At 73.2% G+C, this 26,291-nt stretch carries 24 protein-coding genes, 1 tRNA gene and 1 riboswitch; of the genes, 7 read left to right on the forward strand and 18 right to left on the reverse strand.

The features are described from left to right. Positions 1-70 precede the first annotated feature (70 nt). From ABZ457_RS07500 to ABZ457_RS07510, 3 genes are all read right to left on the reverse strand, one after another. On the reverse strand, positions 71-232 hold the full coding sequence (locus tag ABZ457_RS07500) for a hypothetical protein (protein ID WP_359154942.1): 162 nt from the start codon (positions 230-232) through the stop codon (positions 71-73). 266 nt (positions 233-498) lie between these two features. Further along, positions 499-990 (reverse strand): GNAT family N-acetyltransferase, encoded by a 492-nt coding sequence (locus ABZ457_RS07505; RefSeq protein WP_359154944.1) that lies wholly within the window; start codon positions 988-990, stop codon positions 499-501. A 321-nt stretch (positions 991-1,311) separates the two neighbouring features. Further along, the gene (locus ABZ457_RS07510) at positions 1,312-4,551 is read right to left on the reverse strand and encodes an AAA family ATPase (protein ID WP_359154946.1); all 3,240 of its coding nucleotides are present in this window, start codon (positions 4,549-4,551) and stop codon (positions 1,312-1,314) included. A gap of 525 nt (positions 4,552-5,076) precedes the next feature. On the opposite strand from ABZ457_RS07510, the gene ABZ457_RS07515 reads away from it, so the two are divergent. After that, the gene (locus ABZ457_RS07515) at positions 5,077-6,276 is read left to right on the forward strand and encodes an isoafricanol synthase (protein ID WP_359154948.1); all 1,200 of its coding nucleotides are present in this window, start codon (positions 5,077-5,079) and stop codon (positions 6,274-6,276) included. Positions 6,277-6,314: 38 nt separating this feature from the next. On the opposite strand, the gene ABZ457_RS07520 is transcribed toward ABZ457_RS07515, so the two are convergent. Further along, entirely contained in the window at positions 6,315-7,583 is a 1,269-nt protein-coding gene (locus ABZ457_RS07520) for a DUF445 domain-containing protein (protein WP_359155146.1), read from the reverse strand. Between the two features lie 707 nt (positions 7,584-8,290). On the opposite strand from ABZ457_RS07520, the gene ABZ457_RS07525 reads away from it, so the two are divergent. After that, a complete protein-coding gene (locus ABZ457_RS07525) occupies positions 8,291-9,532 on the forward strand; it encodes an SGNH/GDSL hydrolase family protein (RefSeq protein WP_359154950.1) in 1,242 nt (413 codons plus the stop codon). 147 nt (positions 9,533-9,679) lie between these two features. Here the strand turns inward: ABZ457_RS07525 and ABZ457_RS07530 are convergent, their stop codons facing one another. From ABZ457_RS07530 to ABZ457_RS07545, 4 genes are read right to left on the reverse strand one after another with little or no spacing between them, the layout of a single operon-like run. After that, positions 9,680-10,417, reverse strand: a complete 738-nt coding sequence (locus ABZ457_RS07530) for a DUF1707 domain-containing protein (RefSeq protein WP_359154952.1) — start codon at positions 10,415-10,417, stop codon at positions 9,680-9,682. Positions 10,418-10,427: 10 nt separating this feature from the next. Next, positions 10,428-11,399, reverse strand: coding sequence for an ATP-binding cassette domain-containing protein (locus ABZ457_RS07535; RefSeq protein WP_359154954.1), 972 nt, complete (start codon positions 11,397-11,399; stop codon positions 10,428-10,430). A gap of 35 nt (positions 11,400-11,434) precedes the next feature. Then, positions 11,435-12,304 carry an ABC transporter permease gene (locus ABZ457_RS07540; RefSeq protein ID WP_359154956.1) on the reverse strand — a complete coding sequence of 290 codons (870 nt, stop codon included), beginning with the start codon at positions 12,302-12,304 and terminating at the stop codon, positions 11,435-11,437. Between the two features lie 23 nt (positions 12,305-12,327). Further along, the gene (locus ABZ457_RS07545) at positions 12,328-13,128 is read right to left on the reverse strand and encodes an ABC-2 family transporter protein (RefSeq protein ID WP_359155148.1); all 801 of its coding nucleotides are present in this window, start codon (positions 13,126-13,128) and stop codon (positions 12,328-12,330) included. A gap of 209 nt (positions 13,129-13,337) precedes the next feature. Here ABZ457_RS07545 and ABZ457_RS07550 point away from each other — a divergent pair, with 209 nt between their 5' ends. After that, positions 13,338-15,638 (forward strand): transglycosylase domain-containing protein, encoded by a 2,301-nt coding sequence (locus ABZ457_RS07550; RefSeq protein WP_359154958.1) that lies wholly within the window; start codon positions 13,338-13,340, stop codon positions 15,636-15,638. Between the two features lie 10 nt (positions 15,639-15,648). Here the strand turns inward: ABZ457_RS07550 and ABZ457_RS07555 are convergent, their stop codons facing one another. The 3 genes from ABZ457_RS07555 to ABZ457_RS07565 form a co-directional block, all read right to left on the reverse strand. Next, a complete protein-coding gene (locus ABZ457_RS07555) occupies positions 15,649-15,969 on the reverse strand; it encodes a multidrug efflux SMR transporter (protein WP_359154960.1) in 321 nt (106 codons plus the stop codon). 35 nt (positions 15,970-16,004) lie between these two features. Next, positions 16,005-16,069: riboswitch (guanidine-III (ykkC-III) riboswitch) on the reverse strand. Positions 16,070-16,144: 75 nt separating this feature from the next. Beyond that, positions 16,145-16,513, reverse strand: a complete 369-nt coding sequence (locus tag ABZ457_RS07560) for a co-chaperone GroES (protein ID WP_018846376.1) — start codon at positions 16,511-16,513, stop codon at positions 16,145-16,147. A gap of 53 nt (positions 16,514-16,566) precedes the next feature. Next, positions 16,567-16,887, reverse strand: a complete 321-nt coding sequence (locus ABZ457_RS07565) for a DUF3618 domain-containing protein (RefSeq protein ID WP_359154962.1) — start codon at positions 16,885-16,887, stop codon at positions 16,567-16,569. A 133-nt stretch (positions 16,888-17,020) separates the two neighbouring features. On the opposite strand from ABZ457_RS07565, the gene bcp reads away from it, so the two are divergent. Both bcp and ABZ457_RS07575 read left to right on the forward strand, forming a co-directional pair. After that, positions 17,021-17,488, forward strand: coding sequence for a thioredoxin-dependent thiol peroxidase (gene bcp / locus ABZ457_RS07570; RefSeq protein ID WP_359154964.1), 468 nt, complete (start codon positions 17,021-17,023; stop codon positions 17,486-17,488). 242 nt (positions 17,489-17,730) lie between these two features. Next, positions 17,731-17,817, forward strand: a tRNA-Leu gene (locus ABZ457_RS07575). A 62-nt stretch (positions 17,818-17,879) separates the two neighbouring features. On the opposite strand, the gene rdgB is transcribed toward ABZ457_RS07575, so the two are convergent. The 4 genes from rdgB to ABZ457_RS07595 form a co-directional block, all read right to left on the reverse strand. After that, the gene (gene rdgB / locus ABZ457_RS07580; RefSeq protein ID WP_359154966.1) at positions 17,880-18,482 is read right to left on the reverse strand and encodes an RdgB/HAM1 family non-canonical purine NTP pyrophosphatase; all 603 of its coding nucleotides are present in this window, start codon (positions 18,480-18,482) and stop codon (positions 17,880-17,882) included. An 11-nt stretch (positions 18,483-18,493) separates the two neighbouring features. Further along, the gene (locus tag ABZ457_RS07585; protein ID WP_359154968.1) at positions 18,494-18,877 is read right to left on the reverse strand and encodes a hypothetical protein; all 384 of its coding nucleotides are present in this window, start codon (positions 18,875-18,877) and stop codon (positions 18,494-18,496) included. 133 nt (positions 18,878-19,010) lie between these two features. After that, positions 19,011-19,751 carry a ribonuclease PH gene (gene rph, locus ABZ457_RS07590; protein ID WP_359154970.1) on the reverse strand — a complete coding sequence of 247 codons (741 nt, stop codon included), beginning with the start codon at positions 19,749-19,751 and terminating at the stop codon, positions 19,011-19,013. A gap of 130 nt (positions 19,752-19,881) precedes the next feature. Then, positions 19,882-20,160 (reverse strand): PTS glucose/sucrose transporter subunit IIB, encoded by a 279-nt coding sequence (locus ABZ457_RS07595; RefSeq protein WP_359154972.1) that lies wholly within the window; start codon positions 20,158-20,160, stop codon positions 19,882-19,884. Positions 20,161-20,353: 193 nt separating this feature from the next. On the opposite strand from ABZ457_RS07595, the gene ABZ457_RS07600 reads away from it, so the two are divergent. Then, entirely contained in the window at positions 20,354-21,613 is a 1,260-nt protein-coding gene (locus ABZ457_RS07600) for a PTS transporter subunit EIIC (protein ID WP_359154974.1), read from the forward strand. A gap of 273 nt (positions 21,614-21,886) precedes the next feature. After that, on the forward strand, positions 21,887-23,155 hold the full coding sequence (locus ABZ457_RS07605) for a PTS transporter subunit EIIC (RefSeq protein ID WP_359154976.1): 1,269 nt from the start codon (positions 21,887-21,889) through the stop codon (positions 23,153-23,155). A gap of 187 nt (positions 23,156-23,342) precedes the next feature. On the opposite strand, the gene ABZ457_RS07610 is transcribed toward ABZ457_RS07605, so the two are convergent. The 3 genes from ABZ457_RS07610 to ABZ457_RS07620 form a co-directional block, all read right to left on the reverse strand. Next, a complete protein-coding gene (locus ABZ457_RS07610; RefSeq protein WP_359154978.1) occupies positions 23,343-23,771 on the reverse strand; it encodes a universal stress protein in 429 nt (142 codons plus the stop codon). A 1-nt stretch (position 23,772) separates the two neighbouring features. Continuing rightward, positions 23,773-25,326 carry an APC family permease gene (locus ABZ457_RS07615; protein WP_359154980.1) on the reverse strand — a complete coding sequence of 518 codons (1,554 nt, stop codon included), beginning with the start codon at positions 25,324-25,326 and terminating at the stop codon, positions 23,773-23,775. Positions 25,327-25,415: 89 nt separating this feature from the next. Beyond that, the gene (locus ABZ457_RS07620) at positions 25,416-26,168 is read right to left on the reverse strand and encodes an MBL fold metallo-hydrolase (RefSeq protein ID WP_359154982.1); all 753 of its coding nucleotides are present in this window, start codon (positions 26,166-26,168) and stop codon (positions 25,416-25,418) included. Positions 26,169-26,291: the final 123 nt, after the last annotated feature.

Genomic DNA, 26,291 nt, shown 5'->3' on the forward strand with positions numbered 1-26,291 from the left:
CAACGAGCTTCGCTACTCGGAGAGTTGCGCGATGGCCGCCTCATGACCAGGGGCTATGCGGAGATCCCTGCTACACCACTCGGCGGGACACCATCAGGCGCTGGAGTTCGTCGTGGACCCGGCCGAGGAAGTAGGCGCAGTCGCCCGCGCCCGGGGTGCAGGTGTCGTCGAGGGTGGCCTGGAGGCCGGCGAAGGCGTCGCGGACCTTCTCCGGGGGCGGGGTCGGGGACACGGTGTCGGCCGCAGGTGTGGCGGGCTCCCTGGGCGCAGCCGCCGGTGCAGGCGCGGCCGGTGAGGTGGGAGCGGAACTCGCGGACGGACTGCCGGCCGCCCGCTCGGTGGCCGGGGAGCAGGACAGAAGAAGTCCCCCGAGTACCGCGGTGAGCAGCGCTGTTCGGCGGATGCACCCGACCCTCTGACGGCTCTCCATACGGCCCCTCCCCTGGTGGTGATCGAGATGACTCTACGGCGTGAGGGCCGGGACAGGCGATCCCGTCGTCACGCCGGGACGTGCAGCCGGAAGACCTGGCGGGAGCCGCCCTCCGGGCCCGGGGTGGTCGGCTCCGCGGGGGCGAAGTCGAGGCGTTCGTAGAAGACGCGGGCGCCGCTCGTGACGGCTCCGGGATGGTCCGGGCCGAAGGTGACGACCTCGACCGTGGCCGGGGCGCGCACGTGGCGGGTCAGGGCCTCCGTCAGCAGGGCGCGGCCCACGCCGGTGCCGCGGGCGCGGGCGGAGACGACGAGCCAGTGGACGTGGTGGGTCCGGCGGACCGCGCCACCGGGGCCGAACAGGAGCCCGCCCAGGAGGCGTTGTCCCGCATCCGGATCAGCGGGGGCCGTTGCGGCGAGGGCCGTCGCGGTGGCGATGTGGCGCAGGACAGCGTCGTGGAAGCCGGGGTCATCGACCATCGGGCCGAACCAGTGCTCGACCTCGGCGGCGAGTGCGAGGAAGCCGGGCAGGTCCGCAGGGTGCGCGGTGCGAATGTCCATGGACGGGATTGTGGTGGGGGCGGGCGGGACGGGGTAGCGAATTCACCCCTCGGACGGCGGTGGACGGGTTTCGGGGCCGAATGAACACCACGCCCCCCGCGTCCGTACATACCGGTACCTCCCCATGGGGCCGAGGCCGGTCCGGTGTCTCCGGCCAGGGTCCCAAGGTGCGCCGGGGCGGGACCGGACGGCAGGGAACGGTCCCGCCCCCGGCGCGCTGTTCGACGCGCGCCGGGCAGCAGAGCCCCGCCCGCGCCCGCCCGCGCCCACGCGACGCGAGCGCCACCCCCGGCGCCCCGGCCGCCGGCCACGGCGCGCGCGTCAGCCCATGAGCCCCGGCCCCTGGCCGCCCAGCAGGCGGGACAGGCCCGCGCGGTCGGAGCCGACCTTGCGGTAGATGTCGGAGAGCAGGCGGTCCACCGCGGCCGGCGAGGCGTCCAGTTCCTCCGCGATCCGGTCGCTGGACCAGCCCGCGGCCGCCCACTCCGCCACCGTCCGCTCCTGCGCGGTGAGCGACTCCGTCGCCGCCGTGCGCAGTTGGAGCGGCAGCAGCCCGGTCGCGTCCAGCTCCGCGCGGGCCCGGGCCGCCAGCCCGTCGGCCCCGCACTGGACGGCCTCCTCCAGGCCGCGGTGCAGCCGCTCGCCCGCCTCCTGCCGGAGCCCGGCCCGGCGGAGGGCGACGCCGTGGTCCACCAGGGCGCAGGCCAGGTCGTACCCGGCCGGGGAACGCTCGAAGTGCGCCACCGCCTCCGCCAGCAGGTCGAGCCGGCGCCCGCCCGTGCTGATCGAGGCCGTCGCGTGCAGGGCCTGCCCGATCGCCGACTCGGTGCCGAACCTGCGGGCCAGCTCCAGCCCCTCCTCGGCCAGCGCGAAGGCGCGTTCCGGATCGTCCGTCGCACGGGCCAGATGCAGCCGCCACGGGCACCACGCCGGGTTCCGCATCCCGCGCGCCTCCAACCGCAGCCCCACCCGGGCCAGCTGCTGTTCGGCCTCGCGCCGCCGGCCGAGGGCGAGCAGCAGCTCGCTGTGGACGGTCTCGGCGTCCGGGTAGACCACCGCGCTCGGCACCACGTCGCCGTAGTTGTACGCGGCGGCCAGCTCCTGCGCCTGCGCCGTGCGGCCCCGGGCGAGCAGGATCTCGACGAGGATGCCGATGGCGAAGTACTGCGCCGGCACCATGTGCCCGACCCGGTCCGCGATCCGCAGCCCCGCGCGCACCAGGGTCTCCGCGTCGTCCAGACGGCCGCGGCGGTAGCGGATGTAGCCGAGGAGGGTGTAGCCGAAGGACAGGTGCGCGCCGCGCCAGCCCTTGGTCTCGCATTCGCGGATGCCCTGCTGGAAGAGGTCCTCGGCGCGCCCCGGCTGGTCGCAGTACATGAAGGTGAGCGCGACGAGGACGGGCACCTCGAAGCCCCACTGCTCGTCCGTCCAGCTCAGGCCGTCGCCGAGCGCCTTCTCCGCGTAGTCGAGCGCGATCTGGGCGCTCTCGCCGCGGACCATGGCGTCCCAGGCGCGCAGGCCGAAGATGTAGCGCTCGGCGAGGCCGCGTCCGGTCAGGTGTTCGGCGAGCCGGGCCAGCCGGCGGGAACGGGCCCGGGAGTCGGGCTCGTCGGCCCGGAACGCGTTCCACATGAACTGCTCGGCCTGCATGTGCAGTCGGGTCCGCGCGTCGGTGGCGCCCCGGGCCGCCTCCGCGACCGTCTCGGCGGCCTCGGCCATCCGGTCGGAGTGGCCGAGGGCCTGGGCGAGGCGGTAGACGATGGCTTCACGCAGCGCCGGGTCGAGGACGGGCTCGTCGAGCGCGGCGCGCAGATGGTTGACGGTGGTCGCCGGTTCGGTCAGCAGCGCCGAGCAGCCGAGTTCGAAGAGCACGTCGGCGCGCTCGTCCAGGGCGGGCGGCTCGCGCAGCGCACGGGCCAGACAGCGCCGGGCCGCCTCGGGCGCACCGGACCGCAGGTACTCGCGCGCCGCTTCGCGGAGCTGGCGGACCGCCCACGGGTCGCTCTCCGGGTGCATCTCCAGCAGGTGCCGGGCGACGGTGGTGACGCCGAGCCCGGCACCGGAGACGACCGCCGCCGCCTGGCCGTGCATGGCGACGCGGAAGGCGGCGGGTATGGCGCGGTAGACCGCGGAGGCGACGAGCGGGTGGAAGAACTCCAGCCGGTCGTCGACGGGGCCGTCGGCGGCTTCGCGCGCTCCGGGGACGAGGGGTGTGGCGGTGGGCGCGGCGGAGCCGCCGGGCATGAGGGAGGCGGGGAGGGCGTCGGCGGCCCGCGCGAGGCGAGGGTGGTGGCCGGGGTTCGGGCCGCTTGGGCCCGGCGAGCCGTCCGGTGCGGCGGGGACGTCGGAGCCACCGGCCCCGGCCCCGGCGGTCCCGTCCCGGTCGGCGGCCCCGGTGAGGCCCGCGGCCCCGGACGCGACGTTCCCGGCGATCACCCCCGCCGCGGCCACATCCGCGTCACCCCCGCGCCGACCGGGCGGCACCCCACCCGGACCCGTGCCCTCCGCTGCCGGATCCGCCAGGATGCGCGCCTCGCGCAGCCGCGCCACCGCGTCGGCGGACTCGACCTCGCCCAGACCACCGACGCTCGCCGCCAGACCGCGGGTCGCCTCCGCGCCGAGCACGGCGGCGGCCCAGGCGAAGCGCACGGTGGACGTGCCGAGGCGTTCCAGCCGCTCCACCAGGCCGCTGCCCTTGACCGCCGAGGCGAGTTCCCGCAGTTCGGGGACGTGCGCGAGCTGCGGCTTCAGGCCCCGGTCGGCGACCTTCGCGGCGAGTTCCACGGTCTCGAACGGGTTCCCACCGGTGACCGCCCAGGTCTCCCGGCAGAAGCCGTCGTCCGCCTCCTCGCCCAGCGCGTCCCGGACGAGGTGGCGCACCGCGCCCGGGGTGAGGGGCACCAGGTCGAACGGCTGCGAGCCGTGGCGCTCCGCGAGCCCGGCGAACGCGGCCGCGTCGACCGGGAGTTCGTCCGAGCGGTAGGCGACGACGAGCAGCATCGGCAGCTCGGTGACGCGCGGGGCGAAGCCGGTGAGCCAGGCCAGGGACTCGGCGTCGGCCCAGTGCGCGTCGTCGAGCATCACGACCAGGGGCGCGTGCTGGACGGCGAAGCGGGTGGCGATCCAGTCGAGGCCGTCGCGCACACCCTGCGGGTCGGGGGTCGCGGAGCCGGCGCCGGCCACCAGCCCCATCGCCGGGGCCACGATGTCGTACCAGCTGCCCAGCAGCTTGCGGTGCTCCTTCTCGGTGGTCGCCGCCAGCACCGGCTGGACGAGCTGGCGCACGACGTGGAAGGCCACGCCCTGCTCCTGCTCGCCGCCCCGGGCGAAGAGCACCGTGCAGCCGCGGGCCACGGCCCGGCGGCGTACTTCGGTGAGCAGGGTGGTCTTGCCGAGTCCGGCGGGGCCCGCGAAGGCGAGCAGCCCACCTGTGCCGGGCGCGGCGGCTCCCGTGGCCGCGGGTCCCAGTTCCGTCAGCAGGGCTTCCACCGCGGCGAGTTCGGCGTCACGCTCCAGCAGCAGCCGGCGCGGTCGCCCCGGCCGGTCTCCCGTGTGGGCCACATCTGTTCCTTCGGCCGTGAGTCTGTCGTCAGTCACTGAGTCCGTCAGTCCGTCAGTCCGTCAGTCCGTCAATCGGTCGGTCCGTCAGCGGTCGGTCAGTCGGTCAGTCGGTCAGCCAGTAGGTCGCTGGATCGTGCGTCGGTGGGCGCGTCGGCTTCGGCGGGCCGGGCGGGTGGCGCGCCCTCGGGGCGCCCGGTACTCGCGAAGCGTACGCCCCCTGGAACGTTCCGTGACACGGTGCGGGCGTACCGGTCCCGGAGGGCGGGCGGTTCTGGTAGCGGGACGCGGCGACTCGGGCACTCTGTCGCCGAACAGGCTTGCGTCGAAGCTTGATTGACGGTACGTCAGTGAACGCTGGAGTCTCTTCCGTCCCACCCGCCCCACGAGGTGTCATCGCGGGGCGTGCGCCGTCCGAACTCACTCCGTCCGGGGCGATTTCGTGCACTCCGGGCGCTCCCCAAGGGATGGCGGGAGCCCTAGCCTTCGTAGGGCTGCGAGCCACGCCGGACCGCTCAGGGGGCAGGTATGACCAACGTGAGGCACTCCGGCCATCTCTCGGACCCGACCCGGCGCACGGCCGGAATCCGGATCCCGTTCCCCGCGCGCCTCAACCCGCACGCGGAACGCGCGCGCCGGCACACGCTCCAGTGGCTGCTGGAGACGGGGCTGCTGACCGGGGGCGCGGCGGCCCGGGAGTACGACACGCTGCGGCTGGAACGGCTGATGGCGTACTTCTACCCGGACGCGACGGGCGGCGACCTCGACCTCGCCGCCGACTTCAACGCCTGGTTCTTCATCTTCGACGACCAGTTCGACGGCCTGCTGGGCACCCGGCCGGAGGCGATCGAGGAGCTGGTGGACACCCTCGGCCGGACGATGACGCCCGCCGGCGGCACGGATGGCTCCCCGTCCGCCGGACCGCCCGGGGAGCCGACCGGGGAGCCGCCGCTCGTCCTCGGCTTCCGGGACATCTGGCGGCGCGCGACCCGGGGCGCGGCGCGCGGCTGGCAGCAGCGCTTCCGCCGCCACTGGCTCGCGTACATGGCCGCGCACCGGGGCGAGGCGCTCAACCGGAACGCGGACCACCTGCCCACCCTCGACGAGTTCCTGCGGCTGCGGCGGCACACGATAGGGGTGCAGCCCTGCCTCGACTTCACGGAGCGGTGCGGGGGTTACGCCCTGCCGGACGAACTGCACGGGGGCTCTCCGCTGCGGGAGATGCGGGAGATCACGGCGGAGGTGGTCATCTTCGTCAACGACATCGTCTCGCTCCCGAAGGAACTGGCGGCCGGGGACGTGAACAACAGCGTGGTGGTGCTGCGCGAGCAGAAGGGCTGCACGCTGGACGAGGCCGTGGACCTCGTTGCCGACCTGGCCAACGAGCGGGCCGCGCGCTTCACTGCGCTCGCCGCGTCCCTGCCGGGCTCCCTGCCGAGGTCGCGGTCGGGCCGGCGCGGGGTGCGGCCGGAGGTGCACGGGCACGTCGAGCACTATGTGGAGGGCATGCGGCACCTCATGGCGGGGAACCTCGCGTGGTCGCTGGCGACGTCCCGGTACGACGAACGGGGCGTGGCGGCGGTCAGCGGCGGGCGGCAGCGGCCGTGGGCGCACCTGGTGGACGCGCCGGTGCCCGCGCCCCGAGAGGCCCATGCGGCCGAGACCGCCGAGGCCACCCCCGTAACGCCCGCGTCCGCGTTCGGTTCCCGGAGCCGACCAGGGCGGTGACGCACTGCCGGCCCCACCGACTCGGCAGGGCCCGGGCGTCAGCCGCCCAGCGCGTGCGCCACCGTGTGGATCAGGAGGCCCGCCAGGGCGCCGACCACCGTGCCGTTGATCCGGATGAACTGGAGGTCCCGTCCGATGTTCGCCTCGATCTTGCGGGAGGTCTGCTCCGCGTCCCAGCCGGCGATCGTGTCGGAGATCAGCGAGGTGATCTCGCCGCGGTAGGTGGTCACCACGTACACCGCCGCGTCCTCGACCCAGCCGTCCACCTTGGTCTGGAGGCGTTCGTCCGAGGCGAGCTTCGCGCCCAGCGACAGGAGCGAGGCCCGTGCGCGCAGCCGGAGTTCGCTGCGGTCGTCCTCGGCGGCCGAGATGATCATGCCGCGGACCGAGGACCACGCCGAGGCGATGACGTCCTGCACCTCGGAGCGGGACAGCAGCTCGGACTTGAGGCGCTCGACGCGGTCCCGGGTCTCGGTGTCGGACTGGAGGTCGGACGCGAAGTCGGCGAGGAAGCGGTCGATCGCGCCGCGCGCCGGGTGGCCCGGCATGTCGCGCATCTCGGTGACGAAGCGCAGCAGTTCGCGGTAGACGCGCTCGCCGACCCTGCGGTCCACGAAGCGGGGGGTCCAGCCGGGGGCGCCGCCCTCGACGGCGCCCATCACGGAGTCGGCGTGCAGCACCAGCCAGTCGTGGGCGCGGGCGCAGATCAGGTCGACGGCGCGGTGGTGGGCGCCGTCGGCGACCACCTTCTGGAGGGTCTTGCCGACGCCGGGCGCGATCTCGGCGGCCTCGGCGCGACGGGTGATGGCCTCGCCGACGACCGCCTGGACGTCGGAGTCCCGCAGCACGGTGAGCGCGCCGCGCAGCGCGGTCGACAGCTCGGCGGTGACGCGGTCCGCGTGCGCGGGGTCGGCGAGCCAGCTCCCGAGGCGGCGGCTGATGCCGAGGGAGCGCAGCCGGGTCCGCACGACGCCCTCGGAGAGGAAGTTCTCGCCGACGAACGAGCCGAGGGACGCGCCGAGCTGGTCCTTCTTGTTGGGGATGATCGCGGTGTGCGGGATGGGGATGCCGAGGGGGTGGCGGAACAGCGCGGTGACGGCGAACCAGTCGGCGAGCGCGCCGACCATGCCGGCCTCGGCGGCGGCGGCGACGTATCCGGCCCAGGGGCCGGCGCCGGACTTCTCGGCCCAGGTGGCGAGGGCGTAGACGACGGCGACGAAGAGGAGCAGGCCGGTGGCCGTCGCCTTCATCCGGCGCACGCCGCGGCGCTTCTCCTCGTCGGCGGCGGTGTACGCGAACCCGGGCAGCCCGCCGCCCCCGGTCCCGGTCCCGGGGGCCGTCTTCCCGGTCCCGCGCCCGGGGGCCGCGCCCCCGACCCCGCCGCTCCCGGGAGCCGCCCGCCCGGCCGGGGCCCCGGCCGGAAGCGCCCGCGCCGGGGTGTCCGGCGCGGCCGGCACGTCGGCGCCGGTGGGCACCGCCCCCGACCCGGCCCGGCTCCCACCCGACCGCGCGTCGTCGCCCGACCGCGCCTCGTCGGCCACCGGCAGCGGGCCGGCACCGGCCACGCCTTCCGGCGGCGCACCCGCCACCGCGGAGTCCGGCCCGGCGCCGCCCGAAGCGTCACCGCGGCCGGCCCCCGGCTCGACGGAGCCCGAGCCGCCGCCCCGAGCGTCGCCCCGGCCGCCGGGCGCCGAAGCCCCGCCGGACGTACCGGGGCCCCCGCCACCCGCCGGGGCACCCCCACCGGACGTCGTGGACGTCGCGGAAGCCGCCCCGTCCGGCCCGACCGCCCAGGTCACACGGGCCTCGGCACCCGGCTCGGGCGCACCCCCCTCGGGCAGCGCGCCACCGCCCCGCCCCGCGCCCGAGGGGCGCCCCCTCGCGTCCGGCTCATCCGGTTCTGTGCGTTCCATGCGCTCCACCCGTCCGCGCGTACGTCCCGTACGCATTGTCCCTGACTCGTGGACTCCCGGGCGGCGCGCCGAGTTCCCGGGGCGTACAGGATGATGTGTGCATGAACAAGCGTCAGGGGTATGCGAGTCTCGCAGCCCTCATGGCCGCCATTGTCGCGATATGTGGCGGTATCTACCTCGGGGTCGGCGCCGTGAAGGACCGGCCGGCCCTGCGTACACCTCCGGCAGCCGCTCCCGTCTGGATCGGCACCTGGGCGGCGAGCCCGGTGGTCCCGGCTCCGGCCGACACCCCGCTCGGCTCCCCCAGCGGCCGGGACGGTCGCTCCGTGCGCAACGTCGTGCACACGAGCATCGGCGGTACCGCCGCCCGCGTCACCCTCTCCAACCTCTACGGCACCGTGCCCCTGCACATCTCCGCCGTCTCCCTCGCCGTCCGGGCGGGCGGCGCGGCGGCGGTCCCCGGCACGGTCCGTCCGGTCGTGTTCGACGGAGCACACACCGTGACCATCGCCCCCGGCGGGCACCTGGTCAGCGACCCGGTCGCGCTGCGCATCCCGTACGACGGCGATCTGCTGATCAGCGTCCACACCCCCGCCCCCGGCGGCCCGGCGACCATGCACCCGCAGGCGCGCCAGACCTCGTACGTCGCCGACGGCGACCGGACCGGCGACGAGAGGGGGGAGGCGTACACGGGGCGGACCACCTCCTGGCACCACGTCACCGCCGTGGACGTGCTCACCTCGCAGGCGCAGGGCGCGGTCGTCACGGTCGGCGACTCGATCACCGACGGGGTCTCCTCCACCCTCGACGCCAACCTGCGCTGGCCGGACGTCCTGGCCGACCGCCTCGGCGGCCGCTACGGCGTGCTCAACCAGGGCATCAGCGGCAACCGGCTGCTCACCGAGGGCCGCGGGCCCAGCACCCTCGACCGCCTCCAGCGGGACGTGCTGGACCGGTCCGGGGTGCGCACGGTCGTGGTCGCCATCGGCATCAACGACCTGCTGCGCGAGCCGTACGCGCCACCCGCGGCCGAGGTGGTCGCCGGCTACCGGGAACTCGCCGCGCGGGCCCGGGCGGAGGGCCTGCGGGTGGTGGGCGCGACGGTGCTGCCGTGCGGCGGGCACCGGTTCTGCACCCCGGCCGTGCAGTCGGCCCGGGTGGAGATCAACAAGGCGATCCGCGCGGGCGGGATCTTCGACGCGGTCGTCGACTTCGACCGGGCCCTGCGCGACCCGTACGCGCCGCAGCGGCTGTACCCGCTGTACGACTCCGGTGACCATCTGCACCCGAGCGACGCGGGGTACGCGCGGATGGCGGAGACGGTGAGCCTGCGGACGCTCTGACGCCCGGCCCGCACACGCGAGGGCCGCACGCACGCCACCCGCACCACGCACGAGGGCCCCGGGAACGGTCGAAAACCGTCCCGGGGCCCTCGGCGCTCTCCGCGAGAGCGCCCCCCACAACAGAGCTGCTGCGGCGGCGCGACCGCCTCAGTCCAGTTCCTTGCGCAGCCGCTTCTCCAGCCGCGCCTGCTCCTTCTCCTCGCGCGCCTGCTCCTTCTCCAGCCGGAGCCGCTCCGCGCGCTCCGTCTTCAGGCGCTGCTTCTCCGCGCGGGTGCGCTTGCGCTCCACCGCCACCCCGCCCATCACGGCGAGTCCGCGGACCACGACGCGCGGTGCGTCCGGGGCGGGGGCCCGGTCGACGGTGCCCTCCTCGGCGAAGCCGCCCATCAGGCCGATGCCGGTGACCTCGACGTTCAGGTCCGGCGGTACGACCACCGACACCCCGCCCATGACGGCGACACAGGTGATGACCGTCTCCTCGGCCTCGAACCGGGCCTCGCGCAGGTCGAGTTCGCCGCCTGCCATCAGCACGACCGCGTTGAACCCCCGGCCGATCGTCCAGCTCCCGCGCCGGCTGAACCCGCCCCAGAACGCGAAGGCGTTCCGGGAGGTCGCGGGCACGCCGATGCGCTCGCGCCAGTTGGTGCGGGCGGGCGCGGCGGCGGCCGGGTCGGCGACGGCGGGCCCCGCCGCCGCCCCGGGGGCGGGCAGGTCCTGTACCAGGGGCGCGAGTTCACCGTGTGTGCGCGCCCGGTACGCGGCGTCCAGGCGCTGTTCGAACTCGTCCATGTCCAGACGCCCCTCGGCGACCGCGTCGCGCAGTCGCTCGGCGACCCTCTCCCGTTCGGAGTCGGACGCTCTCATCTCGGGGAGTTCGCTCGTCATGCCGACCACCCTAGCCAGCCGGACGGTCCGCGTACATCTTCGCGATCACCGCCTCGATGTCCGGCTCCCGCACGGAGAGATCGACCAGCGGGTACGCCTCGGCAAGCGCGGCCACGAGGGGCGCGGCGGAGCGGGCGGCGGGGAAGGCGAGCCACTGGCGGGGGCCCTCGGTGCGGACCGTGCGCGCCCCGGGGAGTTCGATGGGCGGCAGCTCGCGTTCCAGGTCCACCACGAGGGTCCGTTCGCTCTCGCCGACCTCGTGCAGCCCGGCGAGCGCGCCGTCGTACATCAGGCGGCCGTGGTCGATGACCATGACCCGCTTGCAGAGTTGCTCGATGTCGGTCAGGTCGTGGGTGGTGAGCAGGACGGTGGTGCCGCGTTCGGCGTTGAGGTCGCGCAGGAAGCCGCGGACCTTCGCCTTGGAGACGACGTCCAGCCCGATCGTCGGCTCGTCCAGATAGAGCACCTCGGGGTCGTGCAGCAGAGCGGCGGCGATGTCGCCCCGCATCCGCTGCCCGAGGGAGAGCTGGCGGACCGGGACCTCCAGCAGCTCGGCCAGGTCCAGGAGTTCGACGCAGCGCTCCAGGTTGGCCCGGAAGACCGTGTCCGGGATCCGGTACATGCGGTGCATCAGGCGGTAGGAGTCGCGCAGCGGCAGGTCCCACCACAGGGTGGTGCGCTGGCCGAAGACGACGCCGATCCGCCGGGCCAGGCGGGTGCGTTCACGGGTCGGGTCGACCCCGGCGACGCGCAGCCGCCCGGCGCTGGGGGTGAGGATGCCGGTGAGCATCTTGATGGTGGTGGACTTGCCGGCGCCGTTGGGGCCGATGTAGCCGACCATCTCGCCGCGCGCCACGGTGAAGGAGATCCCGTCGACCGCGCGCACGGTGTGCCGCTCGCGCCGGAACCGGCCCGCCCGGCGGCGGACCTCGAAGACCTTCTCCACGCCGTCGAGTTCGATGAAGTCGCCGCTGCCGTCCATGGGTGCGGGACTCTCCTTCCGTGTCCGGGATCGTGTCAGTTGCCGGTGCTGCGGTACGAGCGGAGCCCCCGGCGCCAGGCCAGCCCGGCGAGCGCCAGGCAGAGCGCGGCCACGACGGGCGGCAGCAGCGCGAACCAGCCGGGGAGGCCGACGGGGTACTCCCGGCCCAGGACGTAGATCGACGGCACCCAGTTGACGAAGGCGAGCGGCACGACGAAGGTCACCCCGCGCACCAGGTCCTTGCCGAAGATCGACGGCGGGTACTGGAGCAGGGTGTTGCCGCCGTAGGTGAACGAGTTCTGCACCTGGGTGGCGTCCTGCGCCCAGAACTGGAACGCGGCGCCCAGGACGAAGACCGCCCCGTAGATCGCGGTCCCGCAGACCACCATGAACGGCACCGCCGCCGCCCGGGTGAGGGTCCACTCGACGTCCAGGGCGAGGAGCGACCAGCCGAGGACGAGCAGGCCCTGGACGATCCGGCCCAGCCGGCGCAGCGCGAACCGGTCGGCGGCGACCTGGGCGAGCACCGGGGCGGGCCGGACGAGCAGGGTGTCCAGGGTGCCGTCGCGGACCCGCCGACCGAGCCGTTCCATGGAGCCGAGCAGCAGGTCCGCCAGCCCGAAGGCGGTGCTGGTCGTCCCGTACAGGAAGGCGATCTCGGGCAGCGACCAGCCGCCGAGGGCGTCGACGTGCGAGAACATCAGCAGGATCGTCACGAAGTCGAAGGCGGTCCCGGTGAGGTTGCCGAGCGCGGTCATGGCGAACGACAGCCGGTAGGTCATCGTGGAGCGGACCCACATCGCGACGATCAGTCCGTACGCCCGCAGCGCGCCGACCGCCCGGGGCTCCTCCTCCGGGGCCCGTGCGCCGTGCGCGGCCGGCTCCCGGCTCACCGTCTCAGCCACCCTGGACCACCACCCGGCGGGTCTCAGCCACCCTGGACCACCACCCGGCGGGTCGCGGCCGTCTGGAGGGCCCGGCCGGCCGCGAGCAGGGCCAGGGCCCAGCCGGCCTGGAAGGCGTAGGCGCCGGCCAGGTCCCAGCCGGTGTGCCGGCCGAGGAAGACGTCCGCCGGGACCTGGAGCAGCGAGGACCAGGGCAGGGCGCGGGCCACCTCGCCGAGGGCGCCGGGGAAGACGTTCAGCGGCAGCAGCATCCCGGAGAAGAACATGGTGGCGAGCCAGCAGATCTGGAGCACCCCCGCGCCGTCCAGCAGCCAGAACGCGGAGAGGGCGACGAGGAAGCGGAACGCGAAGCTCACCACCACCCCCAGCGCGACGGCGAGGAGGAAGGCGAGCCAGGTCGCCGGGGAGGCGGGCAGCGCCAGGTCGAAGGCGAGGGCGCCGACGAGCAGGGGCACGATGCCCCGGCCGAGCAGATGGAAGGCGGCCCGCCCCAGGTCGCCCGCGAGCCACCACAGTTGGAGGTCGGCGGGGCGGTAGAGGTCGACGGCGATGTCACCGGTGCGGATGCGCTCGACGAGTTCGTCCTCGAAGCCGCCGCCCATCATGGCGCAGGTCATCAGCAGGGCCTGGCCGAGCCACACATAGGTGAGGGCCTGGGACTGGTCGTAGCCGCCGAGTCCGGGCCGGGCGCCCCACAGGGCCATATAGGTGTACGCCACGATGAAGCCGAAGACGGTGTTGGTGAACACCCCCGCGGCCGTGGCCACCCGATAGGTGGCATAGCGGCGGAACCCACCCGCTGCGACGACCGCATAGAGCCGCACCACAGCCCGCACTCCCTTCCTCCGCCCGGGCACCCGCCCCCGCCGGCCGGCACCAAAGCGCACGACCCTAGCCAGGCCGGCCCGTCCCCCGCGAGCGCATTTCCGGCCTCCGCCGCGCCCCCGCGCCCGGATGGCGCCCAGGATCAACGCCCCCGGAACGACGCGCCCAGATCAAAGGGATAAGACGGATAAAAGTGCACTATGGGGACATGAGTGACGAGTCACAGCAGCAGCGCTGGACCCCCCGGGACGCCACCGTCGCCGGAGCCACCGGCCCCGAGGCTGCCAAGGCCCGCCGCAGACGCACCGGCTGGCGCCGCGTCATCCCCACCTGGCGCATGGTCCTCGGCGCGGCGCTGCTCGTCGTACTCCTGACCGCCGGCGCGTTCACCGCCGGCTATCTGCTCGTCGACATCCCGGCGGCCAACGACTCCGCGACAGCCCAGACCAATGTCTACCTCTACCGCGACGGCACCCAGATCGCCCGCGACGGGGACGTCAACCGCGAGAACGTCCGGCTCACCGAGGTCCCGCTCACCGTCCGGCGGGCCGTCCTCGCCGCCGAGGACCGGGACTTCTACTCCGCGCCCGCCATCGACCCCATGGCGATGGTCCGCGCGGGCTGGAACACCGTCACCGGCAAGGGCCGCCAGTCCGGTTCGACCATCACCCAGCAGTACGTCAAGAACTACTACCTCGCCCAGGAGCAGACCGTCACCCGCAAGGTGAAGGAGTTCTTCATCGCGGTCAAGCTCGGCCGCGAGCAGAGCAAGGACGAGATCCTGCGCGGCTACCTCAACACCAGCTACTTCGGCCGCAACGCCTACGGCATCCAGGCCGCCGCCCACGCCTACTACGGCAAGGACGCGGCCGACCTCGACACCGCCGAGGGCGCCTACCTCGCCTCCCTGCTCAACGCCCCCAGCCAGTACGACATCACCACCCACCCGCAGAACCGCGGCGCCGCCCTCGCCCGCTGGAACTACGTCCTCGACGGCATGGTCAAGGAGGGCTGGCTCACCCCCGCCGAGCGCGCGGGCATGCGCTTCCCCGCCCCGCAGCAGGCCGGCCGCTCCCCCGGGCTCTCCGGCCAGCGCGGCTACATCGTGCAGGCCGTCGAGGAGTACCTCGCCCGCACCGGAACCGTGGACGAGAAGTCCCTGGCCGCCGGCGGCTACCGGATCACCACCACCCTCGACCCCGGTATGCAGGACGCCTTCGCCGAGGCCGTCGGCGAACGCGTCACCTCCCGGCTCGACGAGGGCAACGAGGCCGACCGCAACGTCCGCGTCGGCGGCGCCTCCATCGACCCGGCCACCGGGAAGGTGGTCGCCATGTACGGGGGCGTCGACTACACCCGCCAGTACGTCAACAACGCCACCCGCCGCGACTACCAGGTGGGCTCGACGTTCAAGCCCTTCGTCTTCGCCGCCGCCGTCGAGAACTCCGCCACCACCCAGGACGGCCGCCCGATCACCCCCAACACCGTGTACGACGGCACGTCCGCCCGCCCGGTCCAGGGCTGGCCCGGCGCCGCCTACACCCCCGAGAACGAGGACGACGTCTCCTTCGGCCCGCTCAGCGTCAGCCGCGCCACCGACGAGTCCGTCAACGCCGTCTACGCGCAGATGGCCGTCGACGTCGGCCCCGACGACGTCCGCCGCACCGCCATCGCCCTCGGCCTCCCCGCCGCCACCCCGGACCTCACCGCCTCCCCCTCGATCGCCCTCGGCCCCGCCACCGCCAGCGTGGTCGACATGGCCGAGGCGTACGCGACCCTCGCGGCCCACGGCAAGCGCACCCCTTACACCATCGTGGAGTCGCTGACCCGCAACGGGACCGAGGTGGCCCTCCCCGACCGCACCCCCCGGCGGGCCGTCTCCCGGGAGGCCGCCGACACCACGACCGCGGTGCTCCGCAATGTGGTGGAGGGCGGCACCGGCGCCGCCGCGAGCGCGGTCGGCCGCCCGGCCGCCGGCAAGACCGGCACCGCCGAGGAGGACCGGGCCGCCTGGTTCGCGGGCTACACCCCCGATCTCGTCACCGTGGTCGCCGTGATGGGCCAGAACCCCAAGACGGGCGCGCAGACCCCGCTGTACGGCGCCCTCGGCGCGGCCCGGATCAACGGCGGCGGGGTGCCGGCCGAGATCTGGGCCGACTACACGACGGCCGTCCTCGAAGGCAGCGAGGTCAGCGACTTCGATCTGCGGGTCACCGAGGAGATCCGCGAGGAGGAGCCCCCGCCCGGCGAGGGCGAGGGCGAGGCCGAGGGGGAGGGGGAGACCGGCGAGGGGCGGGAGCAGCCGTGGGACGAGCAGGCCGGCGGCCCGGCGGCGGGCCCACGGCCCTCCCCCGTCCCCGTCGTCCCTGTCGCCCCCTCGGCCCCGGCTCCGGCGCCCGCCGCCCCGGCGTCCACACCCCCGGCGGCCCCGAGCGGCCCGCCCACCGGTGCGCCCGCGCCCCCGGCACCGAGCCCGCCGGAAGCCCCCGCGCCGACCCCACCCGGATAGCCGGCCGGCCTCAGTGCCCGGAGGTCGCCTTCAGACCGACGACCGCCACCAGCAGCAGACACACGAAGAAGATCCGGGCCGCTGTCACCGGCTCGCCCAGGACCGCCATACCCACGACCGCGGCCCCCGCCGCACCGATCCCGACCCACACCCCGTAGGCCGTCCCGATGGGGAGGGACTTCGCCGCCTGCGACAGCAGCACCATGCTCGCGACGATCCCCAGACCCGTGAACACACTGGGCCAGAGCCGGGTGAACCCGTCCGTGAACTTCATCCCGACCGACCAGCCGACCTCCAGCAGACCGGCGACCACCAGCAGAACCCAGGCCATGACGGCACCTTCCGAAACACGGGGACACGTACTCAGGTGCGTCGTCTTTGCGGAAACCCGGTACGGCGCGTCTCGTCGAGGTCTCCCCACGGTAGCAAGCGGCCGGGGGCGGACACGGCGAAGGGCCGGTGACCACCGTCACCGGCCCTTCCGCACATCCCGCGGGCGGGAGTCCTCAGAGATACAGCCCGGTGGAGTCCTCCGACCCCTGGAACCGGTCGGCGGCCACCGCGTGCAGATCCCGCTCCCGCATCAGCACATACGCCACCCCGCGCACCTCGACCTCGGCCCGGTCCTCCGGGTCGTACAGCACCCGGTCGCCCAGCTCCACCGTCCGCACGTTCTGGCCGACGGCGACGACCTCGGCCCAGGCCAGACGCCGGCCCACCGCCGCCGTCGCCGGGATCACGATGCCGCCGCTGGACCGCCGCTCCCCCTCGGGGATGTCGGTCCGCACCAGCACACGGTCGTGCAGCATCCGGATCGGAAGCTTGTCGTGCTGGGTGGCGTGCTGGGTCCGCTGCTCATGGCTGTTGGCGCTCACGCGACAAAATTACCCGCCCCGGCGACCGCCGGACGCCCAGGGGGTCGGCCGGGTCAGCCCCGGCGGCGGCGCGCCGACATCGCCAGCAGTCCCACCAGGCCGACGGCGACCAGCGCCACCGGCACCACGCGCTCCAGCCTCGGCGCGCCGTCCTCCGAGACGAACTTCCCCTTCACATCCGACATCGTGCGGTTCACCGCGACGAACGCGCGCCCCGCCGTCGCGTCCACGGTCGACGCGACCTTGGCCTTCGCGTCGCCGATCACCGTCTTCGGGTGCACCCGCACACCGATCTCGTCGAGCATCTCGGCGAGCTGCTCGCGCCGGCGCACGATGTCCGCCTCGATCTGCGCTGGGGTCCTGGTATCCGACACCGCCGCCGCCTTCCGTCTCCGCGTCCGCCTGAGTGGTCCTGCATCGACAGTCTGTCAGCACTCGCGCCACCGCACCCCACGGCACCCCCATTACGCTCGACGGCGTACTCACCCGCGTGACCCGAGGAGAACCATGAGCGAGCGCCTCCAGCCCGGCGACACCGCCCCCGCCTTCACCCTGCCCGACGCCGACGGCAACGAGGTCTCCCTCGCCGACCACAAGGGCCGCAAGGTGATCGTGTACTTCTACCCGGCGGCGCTCACCCCCGGCTGCACCAAGCAGGCGTGCGACTTCACCGACAACCTGGAGGTCCTCGCCTCCGCCGGCTACGACGTCATCGGCGTCTCCCCCGACAAGCCGGAGAAGCTGGCGAAGTTCCGCGAGCAGGAGAACCTCAAGGTCACCCTGGTCGGCGACCCCGCCAAGGAGGTCCTGACCGCGTACGGCGCCTTCGGCGAGAAGAAGCTCTACGGCAAGACGGTGACCGGCGTGATCCGCTCCACCGTCGTCGTCGACGAGGACGGCAAGGTCGAACGCGCCCTCTACAACGTCAAGGCCACCGGCCACGTCGCCAAGATCATCAAGGACCTGGGCATCTGACCCGCCCGGGCCCCATGGGACCGCGGCCTCGGAGGAGGCCGGCGGGGCGGTGATCGCGACGGCCCTGCCCTCGGTTCCCGGGGGCAGGGCGGCCCGCCCGCAGTCGCCGCTTCCCGGTGCCCCGACTGCCACGCGGTGACCGGCACCTGGTGCCGCGGAGGAGCTCGCAAACCGGTCGCCCCGTCGTAGGCGGCGGGCCGTACACTGACCGGAGCCGGGCTGAGGCGCATGCCTGATCCGGGGCGGCCGTGGCGTAATTGGCAGCCGCGCAGGTCTTAGGAGCCTGTGGGAGAGATCCCGTGGGGGTTCGAGTCCCCCCGGCCGCACCAGCGAGGGCCCCGCGAGCACGCAGCGCGGGGCCCTCGTCGTCGTGCGGCGTCCGGCGACGTGGTCAGCCCAGCAGTTCCCGGACCACCGGGACCAGCGCGCGGAAGGCCTTGCCGCGGTGGCTGATGGCGTTCTTCTCCTCGGGGCTCAGTTCGGCGCAGGTCCGGCTCTCGCCGTCCGGCTGGAGGATCGGGTCGTAGCCGAAGCCGTTGGTGCCGTGCGGGGCGCGGCGCAGGGTGCCGGTGAGGCGGCCCTCGACGACGCGTTCGGTGCCGTCGGGAAGGGCGAGGGCGGCGGCGCAGGCGAAGTGGGCGCCGCGGTGCGGGACGTCGATGTCGAGGAGCTGGGCGAGGAGCAGGTCGAGGTTGGCCCGGTCGTCGCCGTGCCGGCCGGCCCAGCGGGCGGAGAAGATGCCGGGGGCGCCGCCGAGGACGTCGACGCAGAGGCCGGAGTCGTCGGCGACGGCGGGCAGTCCGGTGGCCTGCGCGAGGGCGTGGGCCTTGAGGAGGGCGTTCTCGGCGAAGGTGACGCCGGTCTCCTTGACGTCCGGGACGTCGGGGAAGGCCTCCGCGCCGACGAGGTCGTGGGTGAGGCCCGCGTCGGCGAGGATGGCCCTCAGTTCGGTGATCTTCCCGGCGTTGCGGGTGGCGAGGATCAGGCGCGTCATGCCCCCAGTATCTACGGGGTGCAGACCTTGGTGATCTCGGCCGCCGCGTCGGTCACGGGGGTGAGGTCGGGGGTGGCGTCGCCGGCCTCGATGGACTTGCGGACGTTGTCGACGCCGGTGCCGAGGTCGTCGACGGCCTTGCTGAGGTCGGCGTTGTCGGTGGTGTCGCCGAGGTTGTCCAGCTCTCGGTCGATGGCGTCGAGGGCTTCCTTGGCCTGGGTGGGGTCCTCGGTGGCGCTGGAGGCGGCCTTCTGGAGGTTGTCGACGCTGGTGGCGATGGCGTCGGCGGTCCGGACGCAGTCGAGTGCCGTGTCGAGCGCGCTGCAGCCGACGGCTGCGGGCACGAGCAGGGCGACGGCGGCGATGGTGACGGCGGTGCGGCGGCGCGCAGACATGGAGGTCCTCCCCGGTGACGGACGGGCGCGCGGTTCGGCCCGGGCGCCCGTTGACGGTAGGGACGCGCCCGGGGGGCCGGGTGGTTGCCGTGACGGGCGCCACCACGGACCCGGCCTCCCGGAGGCGCGCCGGTCAGGCGGTGGGGGCCGTGGTGTCGAGGGCGGCCCGCTGGAGGGCGGCGAGGTCGGCGCAGCCGCCGGTCGCGAGGTCGAGGAGGGCGTTCAGTTCCTTGCGGTCGAAGGGCTCGGCCTCGGCGGTGCCCTGGATCTCGACGAAGCGCCCGTCGCCGGTGCAGACGACGTTCATGTCGGTCTCGGCGCGCACGTCCTCCTCGTAGCAGAGGTCGAGGAGGGGGACGCCGTCGACGATGCCGACGGAGACGGCGGCCACGGTCCCGGTGAGGGGCTGCCGGCCGGCCTTGACCAGCTTCTTGCCCCGGGCCCAGGAGATCGCGTCCGCGAGGGCGACATAGGCGCCGGTGATCGCGGCGGTGCGGGTGCCGCCGTCGGCCTGGAGGACGTCGCAGTCGAGGACGACGGTGTTCTCGCCGAGGGCCTTGTAGTCGATGACGGCACGCAGCGAGCGGCCGATCAGCCGGCTGATCTCGTGGGTGCGGCCGCCGATCTTGCCGCGCACGGACTCGCGGTCGCCGCGGGTGTTGGTGGAGCGGGGCAGCATCGAGTACTCGGAGGTGACCCAGCCCTCGCCGCTCCCCTTGCGCCAGCGGGGGACGCCCTCGGTGAAGGAGGCGGTGCAGAAGACCTTGGTGTCGCCGAAGGAGATGAGGACGGAGCCCTCGGCGTGCTTGCTCCATCCGCGGTCGATGGTGACGGGGCGGAGCTGTTCGGGGGTGCGGCCGTCGATGCGTGACATGGGGGCGAGCCTATCGGCAGACGGGTGAGGGGCCCGATCCGGATGATCCGGATCGGGCCCCTCGGGCGGTACGGTCGCGCGCCGCGCGGGCGGTGCCGTCGCGGGCCGCCTCAGGTCGGGTGACTGCGGCTCACATCATGTCTTCGATGTCGGCGGCGATCGGGTCGGCGTCGGTGCCGATGACGACCTGGATCGCGGTGCCCATCTTGACGACGCCGTGGGCGCCGGCGGCCTTGAGGGCGGCCTCGTCGACCTTGTCGGGGTCGACGACCTCGGTGCGGAGACGGGTGATGCAGCCCTCGATCTCCTCGATGTTGTCGATGCCGCCGAGGCCGGCGACGATCTTCTCAGCCTTGCTGGCCATGTCTTTCTCCCTGAGGTTGTGCGCGCGGAGCGCTGTCCGGCCCACGGGTGGTCCGGTTTGTCACGGTAACGCACGGTTGGCCCATCTTCACGGGCGGGTCACCGTCTCGTCCCGAATGATGACGATCACCAGTGCTCCGCCCCGCGTCTGCCGTGCGGCGGGTACCGGAACCGTCTGCCGACTGGTCTACACCAGTCTCCGACACCTGCCAAACAGAGCCTGTTCCGGGAGGACGCCCATGAGCACCGAGAGCACGGCGGCACCGCGGCGCAGCGGGTGGAGCACTCTCTTCCAGGGGCTCCAGAAGGTGGGGCGCAGCCTCCAGCTCCCGGTCGCCGTACTGCCGGCCGCCGGCCTCCTCGTCAGCCTGGGCAACCTCTTCGCCGCGTACCTCGACGGGCCGTTCTGGGAGAAGACCGCGAACGTCCTGATCAAGGGCGGCACCGGCATCCTGGACGGGGCACTGGGCCTCCCCCTCCTCTTCTGCATCGGGGTCGCGATCGGCTTCGCGAAGAAGGCGGACGGCTCGACCGCCCTGGCGGCGGTGGCGGGCTTCCTCGTCTACTTCAACGTCCTCAAGGCGTTCCCGATCGACGGCTCGGTGACCGAGGAGCTGCCCGACGGGGTCCCGCAGAACCCGGGTGTGCTGGGCGGCATCCTGATCGGCCTGCTGACCGCCGTGATCTGGCAGCGCTACCACCGCACCAAGCTGGTCGACTGGCTGGGCTTCTTCAACGGCCGGCGGCTGGTGCCGATCATCATGGCCTTCGTCTGCTGCGCGCTCGGCGTCCTCTTCGGTCTGCTGTGGGAGCCGGTGGGCGACGGGCTGACCACCTTCGCGCGCCAGCTGATCGACCTGGGCGCCTGGGGCGCGGGCATCTTCGGCGTCGCCAACCGGCTGCTCATCCCGATCGGCATGCACCAGTTCCTGAACACCTTCTTCTGGTTCCAGGCGGGCGAGTACCAGGACGACGACGGCACGGTGGTGCAGGGCGACCTCACCCGGTTCTTCGCGGGCGACCCGGACGCCGGCCTGTTCATGTCGGGCTTCTTCCCGATCATGATGTTCGGCCTGCCGGCCGCCGCCCTCGCGATCACCCACTGCGCCCGCCCCGAGCACCGCAAGCGGGTCGCCGGCCTGATGGTCTCGGTGGGCCTGACCTCGTTCGTGACGGGCGTGACCGAGCCAATCGAGTTCTCCTTCATGTTCGCCGCGCCGCTGCTCTACGGTCTGCACGCGCTGCTGACGGGCGCCTCGATGGCGATCACCTGGGCGCTGGGCGTGAAGGCGGGCTTCAGCTTCTCGGCAGGCCTCATCGACTACGTCGTCAACTGGCACCTGGACACCAAACCGTGGCTCATCATCCCGATCGGCGCCTGCTTCGCGGTCGTCTACTACGTGCTCTTCAGAGTTCTGATCACTGTCTTCAATATTCCTACTCCGGGGCGTGAACCCGAGGAGCTGGAGGAGGAACTGGAGCGCGAGCAGACCAAGTAGCACCCCCCGGCACCCCTCCCACCAGGGAGAACGCGCAGCCCCCGAGGCCCCCGGACCCAGCAGGGTCCGGGGGCCTTCGCGTGGGTGACCTGATTGTTACCCCGGGCGGGAAATTCGCAGGTTCCTTATCTAACGTTCACCGTGCTACAACAGGTCTACACCACTCAAAGGTGTAGACCACGCGGTCCAGACCACACCGGCCGCGTCCCCCTTTTGAGACGCCGCCCTCCCCCGTGTTCCGCTCGGCGACGTCTTGTCCCATGGAGGAAGTTGATGTCCACGGCAAGCGCCGCCCCCGGGGCGGACAAGAAGAAGACGGGCGCCGGCGCGATGGCGGTCATGCAGCGCATCGGCCGCAGCCTGATGCTGCCGGTCGCCGTGCTGCCCGCGGCCGCGCTGCTGGTGCGCTTCGGTCAGCCCGACATGCTGGGCAAGGAGTCGTTCCCGACCTTCATCACCAAGATCGCCGGCTATATGGCGGCCGGCGGCGGTGCGCTGCTCGACAACATGGCGCTGCTCTTCGCCGTCGGCATCGCGATCGGCTTCGCCAAGAAGTCGGACGGCTCGACCGCGCTGGCCGCCGTGGTCGGCTACCTGGTCTTCAAGAGCGTGCTCGGCACCTTCACCGACAGCAGCCTGCCGAAGAAGGAAGCCATCGCCGACGGCAAGATCGTCATGGTGGAGCAGGCCGTGGACGCCAAGGTCCTCGGCGGCGTGGTCATGGGCATCATCGTGGCGCTGCTCTACCAGCGCTTCTACCGCACCAAGCTGCCCGACTGGGCGGGCTTCTTCGGCGGCCGCCGGCTGGTCCCGATCCTCTCCGCCTTCGCCGGTCTGCTCGCCGGCATCCTCTTCGGCCTGATCTGGCCGTGGCTCGGCGCGGGCCTGCACTGGTTCGGTGAGAGCCTGGTCGAGTCCGGCGCCGTCGGCGCGGGCATCTTCGGTGTCGCCAACCGCGCCCTGATCCCGGTCGGCATGCACCACCTGCTCAACTCCTTCCCGTGGTTCCAGGCCGGCACCTACGAGGGCAAGAGCGGCGACATCGCCCGCTTCCTCGCCGGCGACCCGACCGCCGGACAGTTCATGACCGGCTTCTTCCCGATCATGATGTTCGCCCTCCCGGCGGCCTGCCTCGCGATCGTGCACTGCGCCCGCCCCGAGCGCCGCAAGGTCGTCGGCGGCATGATGTTCTCCCTCGCGCTGACCTCCTTCGTCACCGGTGTCACCGAGCCGATCGAGTTCACGTTCATGTTCATCGCCCCGGTGCTGTACGCGATCCACGCGGTGCTGACCGGTGTCTCCATGGCGCTCACCTGGGCCCTGGGCATGAAGGACGGCTTCGGCTTCTCCGCCGGCGCGGTCGACTTCTTCCTCAACCTGGGCATCGCGTCCAACCCCTGGGGTCTGGCCCTGGTCGGCCTGGTCTTCGCGGCGGTCTACTACGTGGTCTTCCGCTTCGCGATCACCAAGTTCAATCTGCCGACGCCGGGCCGCGAGTCCGACGAGGAGCTGGCCGAGCTCCAGAAGGCCGAGGCCAAGTAGCCCCGCGCCACCGCCGGTCCGGCCCGCCCGGTCCGGCACCGTGCCCGATCCGGCACCCGCCGGACCGGCACCCCGTACACCGGAGCCCCCCGCCCTTTTGTCCTCAGGGCCGGGGCTCCGGTCATGTCCGGGGGCCGTCGTCTCCTCCCGGGGCCCGGGACGTCGTCTCCCGGGGCCCGGGCCCGCGTCAGACGGTCGTCTCCTCGCCCGGCACGCAGAGCACCGGGACCGTCGACAGATGCAGCAGCTTGTGCGGGGTCGAGCCGAGGAGCGCGCCCCGCATCGGGCTCTCCCCGTAGCTGCCGACCACGATCACCCGGCCGCCGTGCCGGGCCGCCGCGTCCAGCAGCGCCTGGGCCGGGCGTTCGTCCAGGATCTCCACGGTGGTCGGGACGCCGGCCTCGTCGGCCGCCTCCACCGCGTGCGCCAGGGCGACCCGGCCCGCCTGGCGGACCGCGTCGGAGTGGGCGCCGTACTCCTCGCCGATCCCGCCGCCGGGCGCGGCCGCCCCGTACACCAGCACGAGGGGTTCGCCGAAGGCGGCGGCCACCTCGATCGCGACCCGCAGCGCCCGCAGCGCGCCCGGGGACTCGTCGTAGCCGAGGACCACCGCCATGTCAGGACCTCCCCGGCGGGACGGAGGGCGGCTCGGACGGCGGTCCCGTCTCGCCGTGGACCAGGTCCGGGTCGGCCACCGAGCGGCGCTCGCGCCAGAACGGGCCGCCCACGAAGCGCTGCGCGACCATCACCAGGAGGCCCACCGCCGTGATCACGATGCCGATGACCAGCGGCGGCCCGAGGCCGAACCAGGACACCCCGCTGTAGGAGTTCGCCGGGTCGGCCATGTCGATGACCGACTCCACCAGCAGCCAGGCCAGCAGCCCGGCGCCGATCAGCGGGCCGAGGCCGATGAGCAGGAAGTTCTTCACGCTCTCGGTCAGATGGCGGCGGTAGTAGACGGCGCAGGCCACCCCGGTGAGCGCGTAGTAGAAGGCGATGAGCAGGGAGAGGGCGGTCAGCGAGTCGAAGAGGGCGTTCTCGCTGATCTGGTTGACGACGAGGTACCAGACGATCGCGATGACGGCGACGCCCCAGGTGCTCACGTCGGGGGTGCGGAAGCGCGGGTGGATGCGTGCCAGCGTGCCGGGCAGGGCGCCGCGCCGGGCCATCGACAGGGCGGTGCGGGAGGCCGGGATGATGGTGGTCTGGGTGGAGGCGAGCGCGGAGGTGGCCACCGAGAGCAGCACGATCCAGTCCCAGCCGCCGAGGGCCTCGTTGGCGAGGACGGCGAAGATGAACTCCTCCTCGGCCGCGTTGTCGGCGAGGAACGCGGGCCCCGCGTAGGCGACGACCGCGATGCCCACGGACACATAGGTCACGACCAGCACGACGGTGGACCAGACGCCGGCCCGGCCGGGCGCGCTCGCGGAGTCCTTGACCTCCTCGGTGAGGTTGACCGCCGACTCCCAGCCCCAGTACATGAACACGCCCAGCAGCAGCCCGCCGGTGAGCGCGGCCCCGCCGGCGCCGAACGGATTCAGCCAGTCGATGTCCGGCTTGACCGCGTCCAGGGAGCCGGTGCCCGCGTAGACCCGGTAGAGGGCGACCGCGGCGAAGATCAGCAGGCAGATGATCTGGGCGACGATCAGGGCGTTCTGGACCCGGGCGGACGCCTCGGTGCCGATCACGCAGATCGCCGTCATGACCAGGATCAGCGGCACGGTGAGCAGTTGGCGGACCAGGTCGTTCTCGGCCCAGCTGTCCAGGCCCACGGTCAGCAGCCCGAAGCCGACGGCCACATCGGCGAGGGAGCCGACCACCAGCACACCGGTCATCATGATCGCCCAGCCGCCGAGCCAGCCGGCCCAGGGCCCCATCGCGCGGGTGACCCAGGAGAAGGTGGTGCCGCAGTCCTGGTCCACGCGGTTGAGGTAGAAGAAGGCGGAGGCGATCAGCAGCATCGGGACGAACGAGGCCAGGACCACGCCGGGGGCGTAGACGGCGACGAGGGCCACGATGGGGCCGATGACGGCGGCCAGGGAGTAGGCCGGGGACGTCGAGTTGATGCCGATGACGAGCGCGTCGAAGAAGCCGATCGCGTCGTGCTTCAGTTCGGGGCGGCGGGTGCCGGGTTCCTCCGGCGGGTCGGTGTCCGCGAGATCCTCTGTCATACACCCCTCGCAGGCTGAAGCGGTCGCTGGTAGGAGCACAATTCTGCCACCGGGCGGCACAGCGGGCCCGGTGGCAGCAGTCGGACTACTCAGACCTCGTACACGGCGCCTGGGACGGCGATCTCGGAGGGACCCGTGTAGACCTCGCGGGCGTCGGCGAGGTTGCGCTCGCCGTCCGTCCACGGCGGGATGTGGGTCAGCACCAGCCGGCGGGCCCCGGCCGCGGCGGCGGAGGCGCCCGCCTCCCGGCCGTTGAGGTGCAGGTCCGGGATGCTCTCCTTGCCGTGCACGAAGGAGGCCTCGCACAGGTAGAGGTCCGTCCCGGCGGCCAGTTCGTCGAGCGCGGCGCTGACGCCGGTGTCCCCGGAGTACGTGAGGGAGCGGCCGCCGTGCTCGACGCGGATGCCGTACGTCTCGACGGGGTGGGCCATGCGCTCGGTCCGGACCTGGAACGGCCCGATCTCGAAGCTCCCCGGCTTCAGGGTGTGGAAGTCGAAGACCTCGCTCATCGAGGAGGGCGACGGGGTGTCCGCGTAGGCGGTGGTCAGACGCTGCTCGGTGCCCTCGGGTCCGTAGACGGGGATCGCGGGGCAGCGGCCGCCGTCGTGGCGGTAGTAACGGGCCACGAAGTAGCCGCACATGTCGATGCAGTGGTCCGCGTGGAGATGGCTGAGGAAGATGGCGTCGAGGTCGTAGAGACCGCAGTGGCGCTGCAGCTCGCCCAGGGCGCCGTTGCCCATGTCGAGGAGCAGCCGGAAGCCGTCGGCCTCTACGAGGTAGCTCGAACAGGCCGAATCCGCGGACGGGAACGACCCCGAGCAACCGACGACGGTGAGCTTCATGGAGCGTGAACCTCCGTTGGCGAAGGAGGGCTGGGGGAAGGTCGTGCGGTTCGTCGAGCGTAAGGCCGCCTTGGGCCTGTCGCTCCTCAGCGACGCTCTGTTGTGGGGGAACTCACCTCCGTG

The organism is Streptomyces sp. NPDC005805 (genome assembly GCF_040630445.1).
Taxonomy (GTDB): domain Bacteria; phylum Actinomycetota; class Actinomycetes; order Streptomycetales; family Streptomycetaceae; genus Streptomyces.

Bases quoted from the DNA above. Each gene is read 5' to 3' on its own strand.
- ABZ457_RS07505 (WP_359154944.1), bottom strand. From the start codon at position 990: ATGGACATTCGCACCGCGCACCCTGCGGACCTGCCCGGCTTCCTCGCA.
- ABZ457_RS07515 (WP_359154948.1), top strand. From the start codon at position 5,077: ATGACCAACGTGAGGCACTCCGGCCATCTCTCGGACCCGACCCGGCGC.
- ABZ457_RS07525 (WP_359154950.1), top strand. From the start codon at position 8,291: ATGAACAAGCGTCAGGGGTATGCGAGTCTCGCAGCCCTCATGGCCGCC.
- ABZ457_RS07530 (WP_359154952.1), bottom strand. From the start codon at position 10,417: ATGACGAGCGAACTCCCCGAGATGAGAGCGTCCGACTCCGAACGGGAG.
- ABZ457_RS07535 (WP_359154954.1), bottom strand. From the start codon at position 11,399: ATGGACGGCAGCGGCGACTTCATCGAACTCGACGGCGTGGAGAAGGTC.
- ABZ457_RS07550 (WP_359154958.1), top strand. From the start codon at position 13,338: ATGAGTGACGAGTCACAGCAGCAGCGCTGGACCCCCCGGGACGCCACC.
- ABZ457_RS07555 (WP_359154960.1), bottom strand. From the start codon at position 15,969: ATGGCCTGGGTTCTGCTGGTGGTCGCCGGTCTGCTGGAGGTCGGCTGG.
- bcp (WP_359154964.1), top strand. From the start codon at position 17,021: ATGAGCGAGCGCCTCCAGCCCGGCGACACCGCCCCCGCCTTCACCCTG.
- rdgB (WP_359154966.1), bottom strand. From the start codon at position 18,482: ATGACGCGCCTGATCCTCGCCACCCGCAACGCCGGGAAGATCACCGAA.
- ABZ457_RS07585 (WP_359154968.1), bottom strand. From the start codon at position 18,877: ATGTCTGCGCGCCGCCGCACCGCCGTCACCATCGCCGCCGTCGCCCTG.
- rph (WP_359154970.1), bottom strand. From the start codon at position 19,751: ATGTCACGCATCGACGGCCGCACCCCCGAACAGCTCCGCCCCGTCACC.
- ABZ457_RS07600 (WP_359154974.1), top strand. From the start codon at position 20,354: ATGAGCACCGAGAGCACGGCGGCACCGCGGCGCAGCGGGTGGAGCACT.
- ABZ457_RS07605 (WP_359154976.1), top strand. From the start codon at position 21,887: ATGTCCACGGCAAGCGCCGCCCCCGGGGCGGACAAGAAGAAGACGGGC.
- ABZ457_RS07610 (WP_359154978.1), bottom strand. From the start codon at position 23,771: ATGGCGGTGGTCCTCGGCTACGACGAGTCCCCGGGCGCGCTGCGGGCG.
- ABZ457_RS07615 (WP_359154980.1), bottom strand. From the start codon at position 25,326: ATGACAGAGGATCTCGCGGACACCGACCCGCCGGAGGAACCCGGCACC.
- ABZ457_RS07620 (WP_359154982.1), bottom strand. From the start codon at position 26,168: ATGAAGCTCACCGTCGTCGGTTGCTCGGGGTCGTTCCCGTCCGCGGAT.